This window comes from Aliivibrio sp. S10_S31 (assembly GCF_014694495.1).
Classification (GTDB): Bacteria; Pseudomonadota; Gammaproteobacteria; order Enterobacterales; family Vibrionaceae; genus Aliivibrio; species Aliivibrio fischeri.
This window is the reverse complement of the sequence record NZ_JAAUWR010000010.1, coordinates 103,058-123,833: the sequence shown is the minus strand read 5'-3', so window position 1 is coordinate 123,833 and position 20,776 is coordinate 103,058. Positions and strand designations below refer to the sequence as shown.

Below are 20,776 nucleotides of genomic sequence, written 5' to 3'. Positions count from 1 at the left end.
CAGTTTTATGAATTTGGTTTTTACCAAGGAGGTTAGTATGAACCGCTACCGTAAAATACTTGTTGCTGGGATCATAGATCAGGAAGAACAACCTGCACTAAAACGTGCGTTAGATATTGCGAATCGAAGTACAAAGCCAAGTGAGATCACCTTGTTTTGTACCACTTATGATTTTTCTTATGAGATGACTTCTATGTTATCTGCGGATGAGCGGATGGCAATGCGTAATGGCGTAGTTTCTCAAAAAGTGAAAATGCTCAATGACGTCATTGCTGATTACTCTAAATCAGATCATGTCACCATAACCATTAAAGTCATTTGGCATAACCGCCCTTACGAAGCCATTATTAATGAAATATTCGATGGCAGTTATAACATATTGATCAAAGCAACACGTCAACACGCAAAATTAGAGACTGTATTCTTTACACCAACGGATTGGCATTTATTACGTAAGTCTCCTATTCCTGTTTTATTGGTTAAAGAACGCCCATGGCCTGAAAATGGCAACATTCTAGCCTCAGTACATGTTGGGTCTGAAAACCCTGCACACTTACAACTGAATGATAAAATGGTTGATGAAGCCATCTATTTCGCTGAAGTGTTAAACTCAACACCTCACCTAGTTAATGCTTATCCATCAACACCACCATCTATTCACGTAGAGTTACCTGAGTTTAATGCTGTGCAATATAAAGATGCTATTCGTGGTCATCATTTGACACAAATGAAAGCATTAAGACAAAAACACGGAATTCCAGAAGAGCAAACTCATGTTTATGAAGGGCCAACTGAAGAAGTAATTTCTGAAGTTGAAGACGAACTTACCGCAGGACTTGTTATTCTTGGTACCACTGGCCGTACTGGCCTATCTGCAATTTTTATTGGTAATACAGCTGAAAACACTTTAGATTTACTTAACTGTGATATTTTAGCATTAAAACCAGATGGTTATATTAGCCCTTTGGACCCTAACCATATCAGCTAAATGTCATTAAGGCCTAATTCTGAACAAGTTTTAGGCCCTTTTCTCCCAAAATAATCCCGTCTAAACTCGCTTATTGATCTTGTTTGGGTATAATACCCGCCTTATCAGTTCCACCATTAGTTTAGAGTAAGTAAATGAGCGAATTAACTAAAGCGCAGCAATACAATTTCAATAAGCTTCAAAAGAAAATCCGTCGTAATACAGGTAATGCTATTGCCGATTACAACATGATTGAAGACGGTGACCGCATCATGGTATGTCTATCTGGTGGTAAAGATAGCTTCACTATGCTTGATATCTTAATGAGCTTAAAGAAAAGTGCGCCGATCTCATTTGACTTAATCGCTGTAAACCTAGACCAGAAACAACCAGGTTTCCCTGCTCATATTCTTCCTGAATACCTTGAGAAGTTAGGTGTAGAATACAAAATTGTAGAAGAAGATACCTATTCTATCGTTCAGGATAAAATTCCTGAAGGTAAAACAACTTGTTCTCTATGTTCACGTTTACGTCGTGGTATTCTTTACCGCACAGCAAAAGAACTAGGTGCAACTAAAATTGCTCTTGGTCACCATCGTGATGATATCCTAGAAACTATGTTCTTGAACATGTTCTATGGCGGTAAATTAAAAGGCATGCCACCAAAACTAGTTTCAGACAATGGTGAGCACGTTGTAATCCGTCCTTTAGCGTACTGTCGTGAAAAAGACATTATCAAATACGCTGACATGCGTGATTACCCTATCATTCCATGTAATCTTTGTGGTTCACAACCTAATATGCAACGTCAAAACGTTAAGCAAATGCTTAATACATGGGATAAGCAGTTCCCTGGACGTATTGAGACTATGTTTACTGCAATGCAAAACGTAGTTCCAAGTCATTTGGCTGACTTTAATACGTTTGACTTTAAGAGCATCAACCGTGATTCAGGTGTTATTAACGGTGGTGATATTGGTTTTGATAAAGAAGAAATGCCAACATTACCCGTTGATGCTGACGATGCAGTTGCAGAGTTTGACCCATCATTAAAATTAGATGTTGTAAATGTAGATTAATTATCTAATACCAAATAAAAAAAGGCGCAAACGGTTAACGTTTGCGCCTTTTTTATTTTGATTTATTCAAACTATTTGACTAGCCACGGTGTTACTTTTAATACTTCAGTTGGTAGTTCAAATTTAACATCATCATTGTACTTTCGAAGATCAATTATTACTTTCCCATTATTAAGTGGCAGTAACTCACCTGTCGAAGTGCTAACACCCTTAGTGACAGTGTCACTAAAAACAAAAGTAACGCCTTCTACATCAGGCATGAAATATTTGGAAAACATTCCACCAATATCTGCAAGCATCGCATCCATCTGAATCGTTAATTCTTTAAGCTCTTTAGCTGATACAGAACCACGGAAAGATTTGTTTGCTAATACCTCCATCGAGATATCACATTGCTTGCCTTCTTCAGTTTGAATATAAACTAATGGATTAGCTGACTTTAAATTGTTATCAATAGGAAGAGGTAATTCTTGGTTACTTGGAATCGTAAATTCCTCATAATGCTCTTCTTTTTCCATCCATGCTTTTGTTATCTGACAAGCCTTACCTGTTTGTGCATCATTAAAGAAAAGCGCCATACGTACATCTTCATGCCCTTCTTTTTGATTTACTTTTAGCTGGTAATAAAGCTTTGTATACGTAAAACGATACTGCTCGGCTTTTACCGGTAGTGCCAAACACAATAGTGACAACGTCGTCGCACTAATCCATTTTTTCATTTTATCTCCAGTATTGACTATTATGGCGGATCATAGCTTGAATCTCTTCTACATATGCCTCGCCACGCTCTGAGTAACGAATTAAGCCATTCGCTAATACATTCGCTTCTTGCTCTGGTGTTAAGTTTTGTGGAGAAGCATGCAATTCCATACGAATTTTACGAAGATCTGCATACGCGTTATTGCGATTTACATTCATAAAATATGCATGTACCGCTTCTTGAGATGAATCAAACTTAGCAACCTCATGTGCAGCACCTTCATTACGTTTACTCGGTACAACACCACAACCTTTAGTGTAACACCACTGACCGAAGTAGTTATTAGCCTCACGAGCAAAACGAGATGTGCCCCATGCAGATTCGTTAGCCCCTTGGCTAAGAACTAGAGGCGCAGGAATGTAATCAACCTTAACAAGCATATTATTAAGCCACTCAGCAGTTATGCCTTTATCAGTTAGCTTTTCTTTATATGCTTTTGATAACTCAGTAGCCTTTTCTAACTCTTTTGATGACAAAGCAGTATCGTTGTCGTTTTTGATAACTAAAGACTCAATAAACGCACGCTCTTCTTTAACACGAGCGTTTTCAGCAATAACCGCTGGATACATAAAGTTAAAAAAAGCAGCCTTTTTTTCTTTTACATCTTTAAATGCCTTAAAATCCGGCACATCTTCTTTAGGTGTACACGCCGCCATCATTAACACTGTAGATAAAATTAAGATTTTTTTAATCATTATTAAACTCACGCATTGAAAATATCATTTTGAACAGATTGATCAGGTTTATCCTCATCATCTCCATTCTTATCTTTCACCATCACTTTTAAAGTAATGCCAAACATATTGCGGTAAATAATTCCCTTCACGTTAAAAATGAAAGGCATAACTACAATCAAACCTACGCCATATAATGCAATACCGAACACTAACGCCAGCATAATAACAATATGAATTAACAGCATTGACGCCAGTTTTTTATTTGTCGCTCTAAATGACAGCAATAACGCTTGTAATGGCGGAACCTTTTTCTCGCACACAAGTAGAATAGACATACCAAAAGCCATCGATAAATATAGGGCTACCATAGGTAAATAAATATTTACCATGCCTTGCAGCACTTCAGACAAAATCGTAACTAGCGCCACCATACCAGCTGAAGCGATCCCTTTAAAAATGTAGCTTGTACGACATTTTAAACCCGCTGCATGGCTCATTCCCATTAAGCTTGCTCCTGCCGTTAACGGAGAAACAATGACTTGAGCACTCAAACCAGCGACAAATGCAGCATATGAAATCTTTGTCGTTAGTTCAGTTTCACCTAAAAATGCCTTAAATAAAACAGCAGGATCGCCAAGTTGGATTTGAAGCGCTAAAAAGAATACCGCCATATATGAGAATGTTAGCAATAATATTGCTGGAGAAAAGACGAAAAAATGTTTAACCGTATTTTTCCAAGCTTCTTGAAGAACACTCACAGGACTCAGCTCAAATTGACCTGAAACTGCCTTTTCAATACTGCCACCTAAGATAAACGTTTTCTCTTTTGGTTGTTCACTCATTTCTGTGTACCACAATAAAACATGGGGCGATTATACGTATTTCAAAGCATGAGTGCAGTATTCATAAAAAAGAAATTATCTAAATACAAAGTTATTTGTAACAAATGACACCAACTTACTGATTTTCGTCTATAATAAAGCTCAAAATAGATACACAAACAGATTGAAAATCAACGACTTTTAAAAAAGTTTGCCATATCAAATAAAAAAAACTTTTCATATTGTGAGATGGGGTCTATTATGCGCCCGAAATCCCCATTTATAATCAACACTTAAACGCGGTATCACTACCCAAGGCGGAGATAAAAAGACATTGAACGTTACACAACAATCCGAAAAAGAAGCAGTTATTAAATTAACTGGTATTTCTAAAAGCTTTGATGGAAAAGAAGTGATTTCTAATTTTGACTTAGATGTAAATCACGGTGAATTTTTAACAATTCTTGGTCCTTCAGGTTGTGGTAAAACCACAGTGTTACGCATGATTGCAGGTTTCGAAACCGCTGATGCTGGAACAATTTTATTGGATTCGACAGATGTAACGTCAATGCCCGCAGAACAAAGGCATGTGAATACCGTATTCCAAAGCTACGCCCTATTCCCGCACATGACGGTGTTTGAGAACGTTGCGTTTGGTTTACGTATGCAAAAAGTTGCAGAATCAGAAATTGAGCCTCGTGTAACAGAAGCTCTGCAAATGGTTCGTTTAGCTCAAATGGCAAACCGTAAGCCTCATCAGTTATCTGGTGGTCAACAACAACGTATCGCAATTGCTCGTGCAGTTGTAAATAAGCCTAAGGTTCTTCTTCTTGATGAATCTCTATCTGCGCTTGATTACAAACTACGTAAGCAAATGCAAATTGAACTTAAACAATTACAACGTCAGTTAGGTATTACTTTTATTTTCGTAACTCACGACCAGGAAGAAGCTCTTTCAATGTCTGACCGTATTATCGTAATGCGTGATGGTGTTATTGAACAAGACGGTACTCCTCGTGAAATATACGAAGAACCAAAGAACTTATTTGTTGCTCGCTTCATCGGTGAAATCAACGTATTTGCTGCTACAGTGCAAGAACGTCTTGATGAAAAACGTATTAAAGCAGAAATCGAAGATACTTCAGCTATCGTATATTGCGACCTTGATGTTGCTCCTGGCGATAAAGTGAAAGTACTACTTCGTCCTGAAGATTTACGCCTAGAAGAAATTAAAGAGTCTGATAATAAAGGCATCACTGGTTATGTACGTGAACGTACGTACAAAGGTATGACTTTAGACTCTGTACTTGAATTAGATTCAGGTATGCGTGTAATGATCAGTGAGTTCTTTAATGAAGATGATCCAGATGTTGATCACTCTTTAGGTCAAAAAGTAGCAATTACTTGGGTTGAAAGCTGGGAAGTGGTGTTAGCAGATGAACAAGAAGTTTAATCTCCAAAATATCATCATCACAATTATTGTTAGTTGGTTACTGCTGTTCGTTTTCATTCCAAATGTAATGATCATCGGTACTAGCTTCTTAACTCGTGATGAAGCAAATTTAATCGAAATGACGTTTACGATAGATAACTATCTACGTCTTTTTGATCCACTATATGCAAAAGTGCTATGGCATTCATTTTATATGGCCATTGTTGCAACGTTAATCTGTTTGGTTGTGGGTTACCCATTTGCCTACATCGTTGCAAAAATGCCTGAAAGATGGCGCCCATTTATGCTGTTTTTGATTATTGTTCCTTTTTGGACTAACTCGTTAATCCGTACTTATGGGTTAAAAATTGTGTTAGGTACTCAAGGTATTTTAAATAAAAGCCTAATTGCAATGGATATCATCGATAAACCATTACGCATTATGTACACAGAAACAGCAGTAATGATTGGTTTAGTTTACATTCTATTACCTTTCATGATTTTGCCACTGTATTCAGCAATTGAAAAACTTGACGGTACTTACTTAGAAGCGGCTCGTGATCTAGGTGCAAACAAACTTCAAACTCTATGGAAGATTGTATTGCCACTAACAATGCCAGGAATCATCGGTGGTTGTTTATTAGTATTACTTCCAGCTCTTGGCATGTTCTATATTTCTGACCTATTAGGTGGTGCGAAAAACCTACTAATTGGTAACGTAATTAAGAGCCAAGTATTGAACGCACGTGATTGGCCATTTGGTGCAGCGACCAGTATCGCCCTCACCTTGGCGATGGCATTAATGCTTTATGCTTACTACCGTGCAGGCAAGTTATTAAACAAAAAGGCGGATCTAGACTAATGGGACGCACAATTAGATTTAGTTTTATGAGTTTGGTATATCTTTTCTTATACCTACCAATCATCGTTCTGATTGCGAACTCATTCAACGCAAGTAAATTTGGTATGAAATGGGGCGGCTTCACTACAAAATGGTATGAAGCGCTAGTAAACAATGACAGCTTAATGCAAGCAGCTTGGCACTCTATTACTATCGCAGTAATTTCAGGTACTGCTGCAACCATTATTGGTAGTTTAACTGCAGTTGCCCTTTTCCGTTATCAGTTTAAAGGCAAAAAGTTTGTTAATGGTCTACTGTTTGTTGTGATGATGTCTCCTGATATCGTGATGGCAATTTCATTACTGGCTATTTTCCTTGTAATCGGTTTTGAGCTTGGCTTTTTAACACTATTAATTGCTCACATCACTTTCTGTTTACCATTCGTGGTAGTAACAGTTTATAGCCGCTTAAAAGGCTTTGATGTGAAAATGTTAGAAGCTGCACGTGATTTAGGTGCAAGTGAATGGGTGATTCTTAAACAAATTATCCTTCCTCTAGCAAAACCAGCTGTCGCTGCTGGCTGGTTATTAAGTTTTACCCTTTCATTGGATGATGTAATCATCAGTTCATTTGTAACGGGTCCAACTTACGAAATTTTACCATTGAAGATTTACTCGATGGTTAAAGTTGGTATTTCACCTGAAGTGAATGCCTTGGCAACAGTAATGTTGTTTGTTTCTCTGATTTTAGTTGTACTGTCACAACTATTAGCAAGAGAAAAAATTAAGTAATAGTTCTAATGTTTTAAATTAATTGTTTCATGTAAACCATCGTTTCATGCAAACAATAAATCTGGAAGACATGCCTTTTGTTCGACATGTCTTCTTTTTTATCACTCTAATGGAGAGTCAATCAATGAACAAAATGGCTGCGTTTTTTACTGGAACCGCCTGCGCTTTAGCACTAACAATGAATGTTGCAAACGCAAAAGAAAATGATGAATTGGTATTCATGAACTGGGGACCATACATCAACAGTGATATTTTAGAAGAATTTACTAAAGAAACTGGCATTAAAGTTATCTACTCTACTTATGAGTCAAACGAAACTTTATACGCTAAAATGAAGGCTCACAATAAAGGTTATGACCTAGTTGTTCCTTCAACTTATTTCGTTGCAAAAATGCGTGACGAAAAAATGCTTCAACCAATTGATAAATCAAAACTATCAAACTTCACTCAATTGGATACTAACTACTTAGACAAGCCATTTGATCCTAAGAATGAATACTCTATTCCACACGTAGTGGCGATCACTGGTCTTGCAGTTAACACAGAAATGTACAACCCAGATGATTTCAATAGCTGGGGCGATCTTTGGAATCCAGAATTTGAAGGTCAATTAATGCTTATGGATGATACTCGTGAAGTATTCCACATTGCATTACGTAAATTAGGTTACTCAGGTAACTCAACAAACCCGAAAGAAATTGACGAAGCGTATGCTGAGCTACAAAAACTAATGCCAAACGTATTAGTATTTAACTCAGACAACCCAGGTGCACCATACATGGCTGGCGAAGTTGGTCTTGGTATGCTTTGGAATGGTTCTGCAGCAGCCGCTCAAGCTGAAGGTTTACCTATTAAACTTATCTTCCCTAAAGAAGGTGGTATCGGTTGGGTTGATAACTTTGCAATCCCTTCAGGCGCAAACAATGTAGAAGCCGCTCATAAGATGATCGACTTTTTACTTCGTCCAGAAATCGCAGCACGCATTTCAGCAGATACTGGCTACCTAACAGCAGTTAAAGCATCAAACGACAAGTTTAAAGACGTTGCACCTCTGTTCCCATCACAAGAAGATTTAGACCGCGTTGAGTGGCAATCTGCAGTTGGTGACATGACAGTTAAATACGAAGAGTACTTCTTAAAACTGAAAGCCGGACAGTAACCTAACCCTTACTGAACCTTACTAATGGCAGCGTATATCGCTGCCATTTTTGATCTCCCTCGCACAAATTTCCTTACAAACTAATTTATATTACCTTGATTTAAGCCAAGTTATTGATTTGCAATGACATGCAGTCTCCTGCAAAAATTGCTATAATGCGCGCTCAATTATGGATACTCCCCTCATATATAGGAGAAGGAAATGAAAAAGTGGACAACTCTCGTCTCTACAGGACTGTGCGCTGCAGCCTTAATCGCTGGTAATGCACAAGCTGCAGATAAAGAGCTCTATTTTTATAACTGGTCAGAATACATTCCAAATGAAGTTCTTGAAGACTTCACTAAAGAAACTGGTATCAAAGTTTATTATTCGACGTATGAGTCGAATGAAAGCATGTACGCTAAATTAAAAACTCAAGGTTCTGGATATGATCTAGTTGTTCCTTCAACTTACTTTGTATCGAAAATGCGCAAAGAAGGTATGCTACAAAAGATTGATAAATCTAAATTACCTCATTTCAAAGACTTAGATCCAAACTACCTAAATAAGCCTTTTGATCCAAATAACAACTACTCTATTCCTTACATTTGGGGCGCTACAGGTATTGGTGTAAATGCTGATATGATGAACCCGAATGAGCTTCATTCTTGGAATGATTTCTGGGATGAAAAATGGCAAGGTCAGTTAATGATGATGGATGACTCACGTGAAGTGTTCCATATCGCATTAACTAAACTTGGTTACTCAGCAAATACAACAAATCCTGAAGAAATCAAAGCCGCTTACGAAGAGCTGAAAAAACTAATGCCTAACATTTTGGTGTTTAACTCAGACTTCCCTGCAAACCCATACTTAGCGGGCGAAACAAGTGTTGGTATGCTTTGGAACGGTTCTGCTTACATGGCTCGTGAAGAAGGTGCAAACATTCAAATCGTATGGCCAGAAAAAGGTGCTATCTTCTGGATGGATAGCTTAGCAATCCCTGCTGGTGCAAAAAACATCGATGCAGCACACCAAATGATGGATTTCTTACTACGTCCTGAAAACGCGGCTAAAATTGCATTAGAAATCGGCTACCCAACGCCAGTTAAATCAGCATACCCTCTTTTACCTAAAGAGTTTGCTAATGATCCAAACATCTTCCCTCCTCAATCTGTAATGGATTCAGGTGAATGGCAAGACGAAGTTGGTGAAGCAAGTACGCTTTATGACGAATACTTCCAAAAGCTAAAAGTTGATATGTAATACTCATCTATTACATCGTAATACAACACATTTAAAAGCCAATGAATCTAATGATTTATTGGCTTTTTTATTAAAGGTTATATTTCTAATAGTTCCGAAACCAACTCAGGTACTAACTCACCCGCTTTACCATAACGCTTCTCTTCAAACTCATCATCTACAGCACTTGGCTCCAAGTTGATCTCAATGGTATGTGCACCATGTAAACGAGCTTCATGCACAAAACCAGCAGCAGGATAAACAGAGCCCGATGTACCAATCGAAATAAATAAATCAGCCTGATTTAACGCTTCATGGATTCTGCCCATTTCTAATGGCATTTCACCAAACCATACGACATGAGGACGTAATTGAGCTGGTATTTGGCAACAATGACACAAATCACCAGTATGAATATCATCTGTACACTCAAACACTTGATTCGATTCTTCACAACGAATCTTGTTTAACTCACCATGCATATGAATCACATTTATGCTTCCACCGCGCTCATGTAGATCATCAATATTCTGAGTCACGATTGTCACCGTACCATCCAACTCTTTTTCAAGCTTAGCGAGTGCCTTATGAGCTGCATTAGGTTGAATATTATCGCTTTTCAATAAAGCTCTACGCTTATTATAAAAATCCTGCACTAAATCTGGATCATTCAAAAAACCTTCTGGTGTTGCAACATCTTCAATTCGGTGGTTTTCCCATAAACCATCACTAGCCCGAAAAGTTTGGATCCCCGACTCTGCCGATATTCCAGCACCAGTTAAAATTACGATATTCTTATACGGAAATAACATAGCATCATCCTTAATCAATTTGATTCTTACTGAAACTCTACCATGAATAACATTACAGTTTCTATGGATACTAAAACAAACACCTAAGCTACTTTATTCAACACAGCCCCTCCATTACAATGGAATCAACCATACTAATAATGAATAGAGATATACATGTTAAAGCAAGCCAAGCAAATGATTGTATTCAACGCCTTAACTCAACAACAAAGCTTTACCAAAGCCGCACAGCTTCTTGATATATCTCGAACTCAAGTAAGCCAACAAATTCAATTATTAGAAGAACGTTTAGGTGTCCAATTGGTTCAACGTACAACACGTTCATTTTCTCTAACTGAAGCAGGACAAACCTTCGCAGTTCATTGTGCTAATATCGCCGATGAAATTAACGAAGCTGAAAATGAATTGTTAACCAATATTGATAACCTGCAAGGAAAATTGCGTGTTGGTATCGCGCAATCATTTGCTACTAACCACATTCTTCCTTATCTATCAGAGCTGCACCATGCTTATCCACAACTAAATATAGAGATCACTTTATTCGATCATAAGATCGATGTGATTGCAGAGCAATTAGACTTATGGATAGGTGTAATGGATTCCCCTCCAGAAGGATTTGTTGCGCGCCACCTCATTGATTGCCACTTTGTATTAGTTGCAAGCCCTCTATACCTGGCAAAACAAGGGATCCCTTACCATCCTTATGACTTAAAAAAGCATAACTGCTTAACTTATATCAGTAGAGAACGTAAAGACGACGTTTGGGGCTTTCATAAAGAGGATGAAAACCTTCAGATAAAAGTGTCTGGTAACTATCGTATTGACTCGGCTGATGCCATTCGTAATGCCACCACTGCAGGTAATGGTATTGGTTATATTGCCACTTATCTTCTTTCTGATGAATTGCAAACAGGTAAACTCGTTCAACTTTTGCCTGATTGGGAATTAAACCAATCAATGCCCCTGTATGCCGTTTATCCAAGACGAAAATTCCTGCCTAAGAAGGTACATGTTTTCATGGAATTTGTTCGTCAGCATATTAATGAAACGCAAATTGGCAAAATTTAATCATTCTGCTGATGGGATTATTAATTAAAAATCCACCACAATTGTTTTATATAATAAAAACTGACTTCTAAATATGTGACAAAAGCCTCAATTAATAGGTTTTTGTCTACTAATTCAACAAATAAGCCTCTTTTTGTTATCATGATGTTTTTAGCTTAACAATTTGATCCTTGTCACATTTTTATTTTTGAATAGAATACCTCCGCAATCATTACACTAGATACTTTTGGAGTTTGACCGTGAACTTTTTGGTCAGTATTTTAGGCATTGTTTGCCTATTCGCGATTGCAATTCTTTTCTCAGAAAACCGTCAAGCCATAAAATGGAGAACAGTATTAGGTGCTTTCCTAATTCAACTGTTATTTGCCGGTTTTATCTTATACGTTCCTATTGGTCGAACTATTCTGAATAGTATTTCTATGGCAGTATCAAGCATTATTGATTACGGTCGTGTGGGTACAGAATTCCTTTTTGGTGATCTTGCGCAGTACAAACTGGGCTTCATTTTTGCCGTCAACGTTTTACCTACGATTGTATTCTTCTCTGCTCTTATCTCAGTACTCTATTACCTAGGTGTTATGGGTTGGGTTATTCGCACTATTGGTGGCGGATTACAACGCTTCTTAGGTACAACTCGTACAGAATCTATGTCTGCAACCGCAAATATTTTTGTTGGTTCTGTTGAAGCACCACTGGTTGTTCGCCCTTTCCTTGCAAAAATGTCACGCTCTGAACTGTTTGCTGTTATGGTTGGTGGTCTTGCCTCTGTAGCTGGCGGTACAATGGTTGGTTACGCAGGATTAGGTGTTGAACTGAGATACTTAATTGCCGCAAGTTTCATGTCAGCACCTGCGGGTCTAATGATGGCAAAACTTCTGGTCCCACAAACAGAAGAAATCAATGAAGCCGATCAATATTCAGAAGATGAAGTTGATGATGCTCCAGTAAACATTATTGATGCCGCTTCACAAGGCGCATTAAATGGCTTACAAATTGTATTTGCTGTTGGTGCAAGCTTATTAGCTATTATTAGCTTAATTGCATTATTAAATGGTGGTTTACATCAATTAGGATTGCTTGTTGGTTTAGACAATTTAAGTTTAGAGCTGATCTTTGGTTACCTATTTGCACCTGTAGCATGGTTAATCGGTGTACCATGGTCTGAAGCAACCGTTGCAGCAAGTTTAATCGGTAAAAAAATCGCGATTAATGAATTTGTAGCTTTTGCTGATTTAATGGCAGTGAAAGATCAATTAAGTGAACATTCTCAAGCTATCGTCACTTTTGCCCTATGTGGCTTTGCAAACTTAACCTCTATTGCAATGCTAATGGGTGGTTTAGGTGGTGTCGTTCCAAGTCGCCGCCCTGATATTGCACGTTTAGGTATGAAAGCAATCTTTGCAGCAACATTAGCAAACTTAATGAGTGCAACCGTTGCAGGCATCTTCCTGTCTTTCTAATAGTAAGTAAGACAATAAAAAGCCACTTGTGAATAATCATAAGTGGCTTTTTTTATAAATGAATAATGGATTTAAAGCTTAGTCATTCGATTCAAAAAAAACGAAGCAATAGAACCATCCACCGCTTTTACATAATTAATAATATGAGGCGTATCTAAATGAGCTTGAAGGCACTCTTCACTTTCCCACTGCTCATGAAACACAAATACATTTGGATTCTCATTATCTTGGTGAAGATCATACTGAATACATCCTACTTCTTTCCGTGTTGGATCAAGTAGTTTAAGCATTTCGGTTTTCACCAATTCTGTTTTACCTTCTTGCGCTTCAATTCTTGCGACAATCGTTAATATTTTAGTCATTGTATAAGTTCATTCTATTTAAAAAGCTTTGATTAACTATTAAAACACGTCTTTATTCAGGAAGTACAATTAATCCTAACGGTTCTAACAATTGCTCTTGTTGCCATCCACAAATTTTCACACCAGTTAAATCAACACGACGAGGATCTAACCCTTCTAATTCACAATGGCATAAATCACTCTCTTGAAACTTAAATTGCTCCCATGCATCTTCTGAGAAAGAGCTTCGACTTAAGTCTGAGCCTTTAAAGGACGCACCTTGTAAATTCGCCCCATTCCATTTATTTTCAAACAAATCACACTTTTCAATGCATAAGCGTTCAAGATTCGCATACGATAAATTACAACCCGTAATGTAAGCAGAACAAAAGTACATTTGATGATTAATTTGATTTGAAAAGCTCGCTTGAGAAAAATTAGCGCCTTTTAAATCACACTCTCTGAACTCAATACCAAATGCATTTGCACCTTTAAAATTAGCCATTGCTATTTTACAACTCTTAAAGGACGAATCTCTTAAGTCTGCATATTCAAAGTGACAGCCTTCAATTGCTCCTTGCTCAATGAAACTGCAATCAACAAACTGAGCATCTCTTAAATTTGTTCGAGAAAAGTTACATAGGTAAAACTTACACCCTTCATAATATGCGTTACTCAGATCTTGATGTGAGAAATCAACACCATCAAATGTTTCATTATAAATAGCCATAAATACTCCTTAAGCTTATTAAGGAGAAGACTACCAGTAACCATGATAAACTCAACAAAAACAAACCCTTTAATATCAACAAGTTAAAACCGTCATATTTACCCCCTAGAGCGAGCTATAAAAGGGGTTAACACCGTTTTAAACTGACAACCGAGCCAGACCAAAAAAATAATTTTACAAGCCAGCGATGCATATAGCGCGTTGATACATAACTTTCTGCTCATACTAAGAACATACAAACATTTTACTCTTTGCTCTTACGAACGCTGATACTTGAATACTACGTGGTAAATTAAGCTTCATTACATTCTCACAGCATGTCATTAGAACTTCTGTCGCTTTCTCTTCCCATTCATGTTCCGTCTCTAGCGAGTGAAGAGAAACGCAAGGCTCTGTCTTTGAGTTTTGCTGAAAAGTAGTAAAAGATTTATTAAAAATAACATCTTCACACGCTCTTGCCTGAGATTCAGAAATGAGTTTTTTTCTTAAAATTGTCTGCGCAGAATTACTTAATGTAATCGTACAAATAAAGTCACGCTCATTAAAATAAAGATCAATCGCTCTATTTAACTGATGTAATGCAATAGTCACACTGTCCATAGTTACCTCCTTGTGGTTATAGATATATTCTAGGAAATTTTTTTAAAACAATGTGCCGTTGTGATCACTAATAAATGATATTGTTCACAAATTATTCAATTGTGTGTTTTATTGATAATAATAATTATGTTAGACCTGCCCACATTTCATCAAGTTCATCATCAGATGGCATGTCTGAATGAGTAATTGTCTTAATCACTCGACAAGGATTACCGACAGCGACACAGTCTGGTGGAATATCTTTTGTCACTACACTTCCTGCACCAATCACACTTCGATCACCTATTGTCACACCATCCAATATAACAGCATTAGCACCAATCCAAACATTATCTCCAATCTTAATTGGGTTAGCTGAAGCAATCGGTAATACTCGTTCCGCTAGATCAAAAGGATGCCCTGCTGTACTTATCACAACATTTGGTCCAACTTGAACATATGCTCCAATAAAAACAGGAGCAAGATCTAAGATCTTAACTCCTGCATTTAAAAATCCACCACACTCAAAATGTATGTTCTTTCCCATATCACAATAAAATGGAGGAACGATAGTCACTCCCTTGTATTGACCAAGGATAGATTGCAATACATCGGCTCTTAATTGATGTTCTGATGGCCGAGAGTGATTAAAGTCATACAGTTGCTCTTTTACTTCATCCTGAAATGTACACAGTTCTTTATTAATAGGAATTTGAACTGAAAAATCTGACAACTTATGACTCATAACCACTCCTTAGTTAAGCTTGCTCCTACTTATTGAGTAACTTGGTTTACCTCATTAATAGGGAATGCTTTATCATAAGCTAAATTATAAACATACGCATAAAACAGATAGAAAACCACGAGACCGATATCAAGAATAAACGCTTCCAAGATACTAATATTTAAGAACCACGCCATAGCAGGAATAGTCAGAATCAATAACCCGCCTTCAAACCCTAAGCTATGAACAACACGGTTTAATGTCGATTTTACCGTGCTGCCTGTTTTTCTCAGCATGTACTTATCAAATAAGATGTTATAGACATAATTCCACCCAGTAGCGACAAGTGAAAATACGACACCCATAATGCCAACATGGCCCATTTCAAAGCCAAATTGACTTAAAACACCGACAATAAGAATAAGACCAATCAACTCAAACATAATAGCGTGACGAATTCGGTCAAAACGACTTCTCATAATAAAAACTCCAAAGGTTAATGTTGGCGTCATTATATAAAGAAAAATAGAGAGTAAAAGTTAGAACCTATCCGCTATCCGTATACTAATTTTAAGCATGATTAAAAATATACTCATAAAATACAACCATAGGATGCTTTTCTTCTTTGGTTGTAAATCCAACTTTTTCTAGTAGCTTAGCAGAGGCAATATTATCTTTATCAACACCACCAACAAGTCTCTCTATAAATGGATGTTGATGCAGGTAATCTAAAAGGCCACTGAGTAATTCTGAACCATAGCCTTTATGCCAATACTCGTCACCCAATAAGTAACCTAAATGAACTTCCTCATTATCTGAACCTGATAAAAATAAAAAGCCGATAATATCGTTAGTATTCTTAGCCGATACCGTAAATAGCTGACTTTCATTCGACATCTTTTTCAGCCATATCTCAGCCTCTTTTAGCGTGTCTATATCATGAAAATAAGGAGGCAATCCTTGGGTAACTTGAGGTGTTAATAGCACAACAATCTTATTCAATACGACTTGGCTTGCTTGCTCGGTTACTATCACAGAATCTATATGTTCAATGATAAGGCGTGACGTTTTATAATTCAGTTCAGCCAATTGATCTTGATGATGCATACCTATAATTATTCCTATTGTTGGTTAAATCGAATTGGTCAATTCGGAAGGTCTTAAGAAGTCACCTTCTAGTTTTAAGATTTCTCGATAATACATTTCAAACATAAAAATATTCTTTACGTATACTCGAGTTTCTTTAAAGGAAATAGACTCTATATAACCAAATATATCGATCTCTTTACTTGCTGCTCTTCGCCATACCGTCACCATAGTTGGTCCTGCATTGTAAGCAGAAAATGCGTAAGCTCTATTGTTCTTATAGCGAGCAAGCAAATGACTTAAGTAACGGCTACCTACGGCAACATTTTTATCTAAATCAAACAAGTCACTCGAATGTCGATAATTTAAATTATACTTCTGTGCCATAAATGCAGCAGTACTTGGTAGCACTTGCATCAATCCGCGAGCACCAACAGGTGATTTGGTAGTTAGCTCTAAACCACTTTCTTGTCTTGAAAGGGCTAATAATGTCACAGGCTCCACATTATATTTAGCGCCATATCGTGAAAATTCTTTCCAATAGCGAACAGGAAAACGCAAATAAATATAATCCCATAACTCCCCACGAATAGTGGCTTCATGTGTAAACAAATGCCAATGCTTCTTTTTAGCATAACAAGCTAAAACTGCACTCTTGGCTTGATTCTCTTTTGCGACTACATGACGCCAATGTTTTCTTGCAGGATACGTTTTACCTAATGCTAGTAATTCCTCTACACGATCAATATCATCTTGATATGGCTCTATTTGCTCTTTGTTACACTCTACACGGGCAATAGGAAATCGAGGTTCTCTTTTTAGTGCAATAGATGCCGCAATACTATAAAAGTGTCTATTACCAGCAATGCGCTTTAAGCGTGTTTCACCAGACTCAGTATCCCCTAACTTCATTTCACTACGAGCTAACCAGTACTGCCATCGATATGACGCTTGTTCTTCACTAGTAAGCTTATTAATCCAAAATATAATTTCGTTCCATTCCGTTTTTCTAATTGCTAAACGGATACGCTGCTCTAGAACGAGATTATCACTTGAACGTTCTAAAATCTCATCTCTCCATTGGATTATTTCAGGATCTTTTGTATCTAGTAACCTAACGGCAAGAAACTCAAGTGTTGATTGAAGTTCATTATCTTCAAACGAAAAATGACTCTGTACAAAACTCACCTTATCATAAGCAGAATTTATATTGTGTTTTGCCAAATGCTTTAACGCTGTTTGAACATAATTACGATTAAATTGCGTATCTTCTTTAGTTTCAAAAAACACAGTAAACTTTTCAGGCTGACGATACAATCGCAGCATTTCCGTTAGTGTATCTTTACTATCAACCGTAGAGGCTAATTTTCGCAAATAGGTAATCAATCTAGGGTTCTTTTCATCAACAGCGTATAACGCACGCTCAAGTATCATATCATCGGTACGCTCACCAGCCTTATCCCAATATGAAAAAAGCGAATTACAAGCGCTAGAAACACTCTCACCATCTAACCAGAGTAGCTTTGCCCCATTAAAGGCGGTGTCCAATTCATTCTCATGATAAAAAGCAGTGTAATACCAACATTGGTAATCTTGATCACGAGGTAACTCTGTTTGATAAGCGATTAAATATGGCCAATTTTTGGTGGCAATCAATGCATTAAGGTAATCAGCACGAATGGAAACGGAGAATGGATAATCAGCAAACTCTTTTGAAAAATGATTTACTTCTTCTGGTGTTTTATTTTTTAAATCAAAAAGAAAGGCACGATAATCAGCATACCCAGATAATGGATAGTTATCTAAATCTCCGCGCTTCTTATGGTAAACAGAAATGTCTTTTTTATTAAACCCTTGCTGAATCGCATCATAAGCGTAACGATCAAGCCATAACTCTGAAATCGCAAAAGCACTGTTTGAAACACACCCGAGCATTAACCCGACAAATCCTTTTTTCATTAGTCGCATCAATCATCCTTTTTCTGCATTTAATGAGTGTGGTATAGAGTTTCTAAATCTTCCATTAGTTATGATAAATAAATTTTAAAAAAGAGAGTGTCCCAATTTTGTAAAATCCGTTTTTTAGACATAAAAAAGACTGGTTCCCCAGCCCTCTTATAAAACAAGAATGATTAAGTAATTACACCCCTAGCGGATTAGGAAATTGCACTACTTTAATGTCATAAGTTTTTGGCTTATACGCTTTACTGCCTTCCATTACATAAACTATTTCTACTTCACATTCCAAAACAGACTTAATGTTGGATAAACAAATAAGCTCAGCTTCAGATAAGTGTTTTCCGGCCTTTTGTACTTTCACAAATAGCAATGAACCATCAGGCTTAAATAAAAACAATTCAGGCTCACCAGCAGTTAACCCAGTTCTTATCCCTTTTAGTAAAGAAAGCTTCACAGGACAAATATACTGAGAAAGCAAAACTCGGCCTGCGTCATACAGAGAGTTAGATGTCGGCGTACTCCCTAATGCATAAAACGCAGTCCCATACCATCCATTATCCAAATAATGCGTTAGTGCATAACACTCATGAAAATATTTATTAAAGTAACTTTTGCAATCAACAAGCTCAGTTAAATCAATGGGTAACCACTCTTTATTTCCTTTCTGCCACTCTTTTAATACCGGCTCTGGATAGGTAATCACTTTTTCTTGTATCGTATAAATCATCATAAATCCCTTTTATGAAATACATAATATACGTACAAAAATATCATGATTTTTTAGCCCAATTTGTGAAGTATTTTAAAAATACAACAACTTCAGTTCTCTATTTCTTCATAATGAGTTTTCACTCGTGCAATCGATACCAACAACTGCACCAACAACAAAATGCCTGTGACTCCTAACCCAATGCCAATCCCAGCCCATATGCCACTTAATCCGAATATAGGCATTAAGTACCAAGCCGCGGGCAAACCACATACCCAATAACCAATAGCGGTCATTACAGTAGGTAAAGAGACAATTTTCATTCCTCGTAATAAACTAATCGCCAGCAATTGCCACGCGTCAACAACAAAACATAAAGCGACAACCCAGATTACCGACGTAAGCAAGGCTGACATATTATTTTCGCCATTATCTAATTGGAATAGAACCGCAATACTCTCAGGCCAAATGATAAAGACAGCAGCAATAAACACACTCATTACCGTAACCAGTACAAAGCTATGCTGTGACGTTTTCTTAATTCCATCCACATTGTTTGCACCAAAATCTCTTCCAACTAAGATGGCAGCAGCTTGCGAAAAACCAAAGTTGAAGTTCCAAGTAAAGCTCAAACATTGCAATAGGATTTGGTGCAAAGCTAATGAGGCAATACTAATGGTACCCGCCATTAACGTACCACCATAAATCAACCCATGCTCCAATAAAGCAGCAAGAGCAATGGGTAGCCCCATCACTAATAAAGGAGTAATCAACTTTATTGAGTACTCTTCTAGATTTAACCAAGGGGCAAACGGATTGTATTCTTGTTGTTTAAAGACCCAAAGCCCATAACCTAGCATCACCATCAATGCAGCAATAGCGGTGCCTAGCCCTAGCCCATACAATCCCATGCCAAACTGAAAAGTAAGTACATAACTAATTGGAACATTAAGAATAACCGTGATCACGGACATCACCATAATAGAACGAACGTTGCCCAATGCGCTTGTTAGTCCACGTAAAACCAACAGTATTAGTGACGGAAACATTGCCCACTTTAAAGCATCAACGTATTCCATCGCCAATGAAATCATTTCTTCTGGTTGTCCCGCTAAACGCAGAACATTTGGAGCATAAGAAAAGGCAAATAGTAAAATAACACTCAATATTACAGATAATAAAACCGCCCCCTTTATAGCAAGCCTAATTTGTTGGTTCCCAAACTCAGGTCTCGCCAATCGTTGCCCATAAGCAATAGCAATCAAATTAGCGACGCAACCTACCGTACTGCTTGCTACGATAAAAATAAAAAAGTAAACCGATGCCCCCAATCCACCACCAGCTAATGCCGAAACACTTAATCGTGACATCATCCAAACATCAGTAAGAACTAACGCCATAGAGATCAACTGAGAAATAATAAGAGGAAAAGCGAGCGTAAGAATTTTTTTCATAAAAAAGATAGATTAAATAATTTCACATCACGTTATCGTTTAAAAAAGTAGTATTCAATTAATTAATCCGTCAGACTGACATTCCAAAAACTCATGCGAGAAT

General features: G+C 37.3%; 22 protein-coding genes. 9 read left to right on the top strand and 13 right to left on the bottom strand.

Annotation, left to right across the window (positions count from 1 at the left end; translation table 11 throughout):
- The first annotated feature begins 37 nt into the window (after positions 1–37).
- Both uspE and ttcA read left to right on the top strand, forming a co-directional pair.
- Positions 38–988 carry a universal stress protein UspE gene (uspE, locus tag HC728_RS10725; protein WP_190395468.1) on the top strand — a complete coding sequence of 317 codons (951 nt, stop codon included), beginning with the start codon at positions 38–40 and terminating at the stop codon, positions 986–988.
- A 134-nt stretch (positions 989–1,122) separates the two neighbouring features.
- Positions 1,123–2,046 (top strand): tRNA 2-thiocytidine(32) synthetase TtcA, encoded by a 924-nt coding sequence (ttcA, locus tag HC728_RS10720; protein WP_011261911.1) that lies wholly within the window; start codon positions 1,123–1,125, stop codon positions 2,044–2,046.
- Positions 2,047–2,117: 71 nt separating this feature from the next.
- Here the strand turns inward: ttcA and HC728_RS10715 are convergent, their stop codons facing one another.
- From HC728_RS10715 to HC728_RS10705, 3 genes are read right to left on the bottom strand one after another with little or no spacing between them, the layout of a single operon-like run.
- On the bottom strand, positions 2,118–2,765 hold the full coding sequence (locus HC728_RS10715; RefSeq protein WP_190395467.1) for a DUF2987 domain-containing protein: 648 nt from the start codon (positions 2,763–2,765) through the stop codon (positions 2,118–2,120).
- A 1-nt stretch (position 2,766) separates the two neighbouring features.
- A complete protein-coding gene (locus HC728_RS10710) occupies positions 2,767–3,501 on the bottom strand; it encodes a glucosaminidase domain-containing protein (protein ID WP_190395466.1) in 735 nt (244 codons plus the stop codon).
- An 8-nt stretch (positions 3,502–3,509) separates the two neighbouring features.
- Entirely contained in the window at positions 3,510–4,325 is an 816-nt protein-coding gene (locus HC728_RS10705; protein ID WP_190395465.1) for a hypothetical protein, read from the bottom strand.
- Positions 4,326–4,638: 313 nt separating this feature from the next.
- Between HC728_RS10705 and potA the strand changes: the two genes are divergently transcribed.
- From potA to HC728_RS10680, 5 genes are all read left to right on the top strand, one after another.
- Positions 4,639–5,757: a spermidine/putrescine ABC transporter ATP-binding protein PotA gene (gene potA, locus HC728_RS10700; protein WP_012533573.1), complete on the top strand. Its 1,119-nt coding sequence runs from the start codon at positions 4,639–4,641 to the stop codon at positions 5,755–5,757.
- On the top strand, positions 5,741–6,598 hold the full coding sequence (gene potB, locus HC728_RS10695) for a spermidine/putrescine ABC transporter permease PotB (RefSeq protein WP_005419248.1): 858 nt from the start codon (positions 5,741–5,743) through the stop codon (positions 6,596–6,598). Before potA ends, potB begins: the two co-directional genes overlap by 17 nt.
- Entirely contained in the window at positions 6,598–7,368 is a 771-nt protein-coding gene (gene potC, locus HC728_RS10690) for a spermidine/putrescine ABC transporter permease PotC (protein WP_005419249.1), read from the top strand. Before potB ends, potC begins: the two co-directional genes overlap by 1 nt.
- 124 nt (positions 7,369–7,492) lie before the next feature.
- Positions 7,493–8,527: an extracellular solute-binding protein gene (locus HC728_RS10685; RefSeq protein WP_005419251.1), complete on the top strand. Its 1,035-nt coding sequence runs from the start codon at positions 7,493–7,495 to the stop codon at positions 8,525–8,527.
- Between the two features lie 201 nt (positions 8,528–8,728).
- Positions 8,729–9,772: an extracellular solute-binding protein gene (locus HC728_RS10680; protein ID WP_005419252.1), complete on the top strand. Its 1,044-nt coding sequence runs from the start codon at positions 8,729–8,731 to the stop codon at positions 9,770–9,772.
- Positions 9,773–9,849: 77 nt separating this feature from the next.
- On the opposite strand, the gene cobB is transcribed toward HC728_RS10680, so the two are convergent.
- Positions 9,850–10,611: a Sir2 family NAD+-dependent deacetylase gene (gene cobB, locus HC728_RS10675; RefSeq protein WP_190395480.1), complete on the bottom strand. Its 762-nt coding sequence runs from the start codon at positions 10,609–10,611 to the stop codon at positions 9,850–9,852.
- Positions 10,612–10,719: 108 nt separating this feature from the next.
- On the opposite strand from cobB, the gene HC728_RS10670 reads away from it, so the two are divergent.
- Both HC728_RS10670 and HC728_RS10665 read left to right on the top strand, forming a co-directional pair.
- The gene (locus HC728_RS10670; protein ID WP_012534072.1) at positions 10,720–11,631 is read left to right on the top strand and encodes a LysR family transcriptional regulator; all 912 of its coding nucleotides are present in this window, start codon (positions 10,720–10,722) and stop codon (positions 11,629–11,631) included.
- Positions 11,632–11,870: 239 nt separating this feature from the next.
- Positions 11,871–13,091 carry a NupC/NupG family nucleoside CNT transporter gene (locus tag HC728_RS10665; protein ID WP_005419257.1) on the top strand — a complete coding sequence of 407 codons (1,221 nt, stop codon included), beginning with the start codon at positions 11,871–11,873 and terminating at the stop codon, positions 13,089–13,091.
- A gap of 71 nt (positions 13,092–13,162) precedes the next feature.
- Here HC728_RS10665 and HC728_RS10660 read toward each other — a convergent pair whose 3' ends face one another.
- The 9 genes from HC728_RS10660 to HC728_RS10620 all read right to left on the bottom strand — a co-directional run bounded on the left by HC728_RS10660 (position 13,163) and on the right by HC728_RS10620 (position 20,673).
- Positions 13,163–13,453, bottom strand: a complete 291-nt coding sequence (locus HC728_RS10660; RefSeq protein WP_190395464.1) for a putative quinol monooxygenase — start codon at positions 13,451–13,453, stop codon at positions 13,163–13,165.
- A 52-nt stretch (positions 13,454–13,505) separates the two neighbouring features.
- Positions 13,506–14,162, bottom strand: a complete 657-nt coding sequence (locus HC728_RS10655) for a Qnr family pentapeptide repeat protein (protein WP_017019634.1) — start codon at positions 14,160–14,162, stop codon at positions 13,506–13,508.
- Between the two features lie 225 nt (positions 14,163–14,387).
- A complete protein-coding gene (locus HC728_RS10650; RefSeq protein WP_012533825.1) occupies positions 14,388–14,762 on the bottom strand; it encodes a hypothetical protein in 375 nt (124 codons plus the stop codon).
- 124 nt (positions 14,763–14,886) lie between these two features.
- Positions 14,887–15,486 (bottom strand): sugar O-acetyltransferase, encoded by a 600-nt coding sequence (locus tag HC728_RS10645; RefSeq protein ID WP_017019632.1) that lies wholly within the window; start codon positions 15,484–15,486, stop codon positions 14,887–14,889.
- 29 nt (positions 15,487–15,515) lie between these two features.
- Positions 15,516–15,944 carry a PACE efflux transporter gene (locus tag HC728_RS10640; protein WP_012533214.1) on the bottom strand — a complete coding sequence of 143 codons (429 nt, stop codon included), beginning with the start codon at positions 15,942–15,944 and terminating at the stop codon, positions 15,516–15,518.
- Positions 15,945–16,035: 91 nt separating this feature from the next.
- Entirely contained in the window at positions 16,036–16,572 is a 537-nt protein-coding gene (locus HC728_RS10635) for a GNAT family N-acetyltransferase (protein ID WP_017019631.1), read from the bottom strand.
- A gap of 24 nt (positions 16,573–16,596) precedes the next feature.
- Positions 16,597–18,519, bottom strand: coding sequence for a transglycosylase SLT domain-containing protein (locus HC728_RS10630; protein ID WP_190395463.1), 1,923 nt, complete (start codon positions 18,517–18,519; stop codon positions 16,597–16,599).
- A 172-nt stretch (positions 18,520–18,691) separates the two neighbouring features.
- Positions 18,692–19,240 carry a VRR-NUC domain-containing protein gene (locus tag HC728_RS10625; RefSeq protein ID WP_236734017.1) on the bottom strand — a complete coding sequence of 183 codons (549 nt, stop codon included), beginning with the start codon at positions 19,238–19,240 and terminating at the stop codon, positions 18,692–18,694.
- An 89-nt stretch (positions 19,241–19,329) separates the two neighbouring features.
- Entirely contained in the window at positions 19,330–20,673 is a 1,344-nt protein-coding gene (locus HC728_RS10620) for an MATE family efflux transporter (RefSeq protein ID WP_190395462.1), read from the bottom strand.
- Positions 20,674–20,776 lie beyond the last annotated feature (103 nt).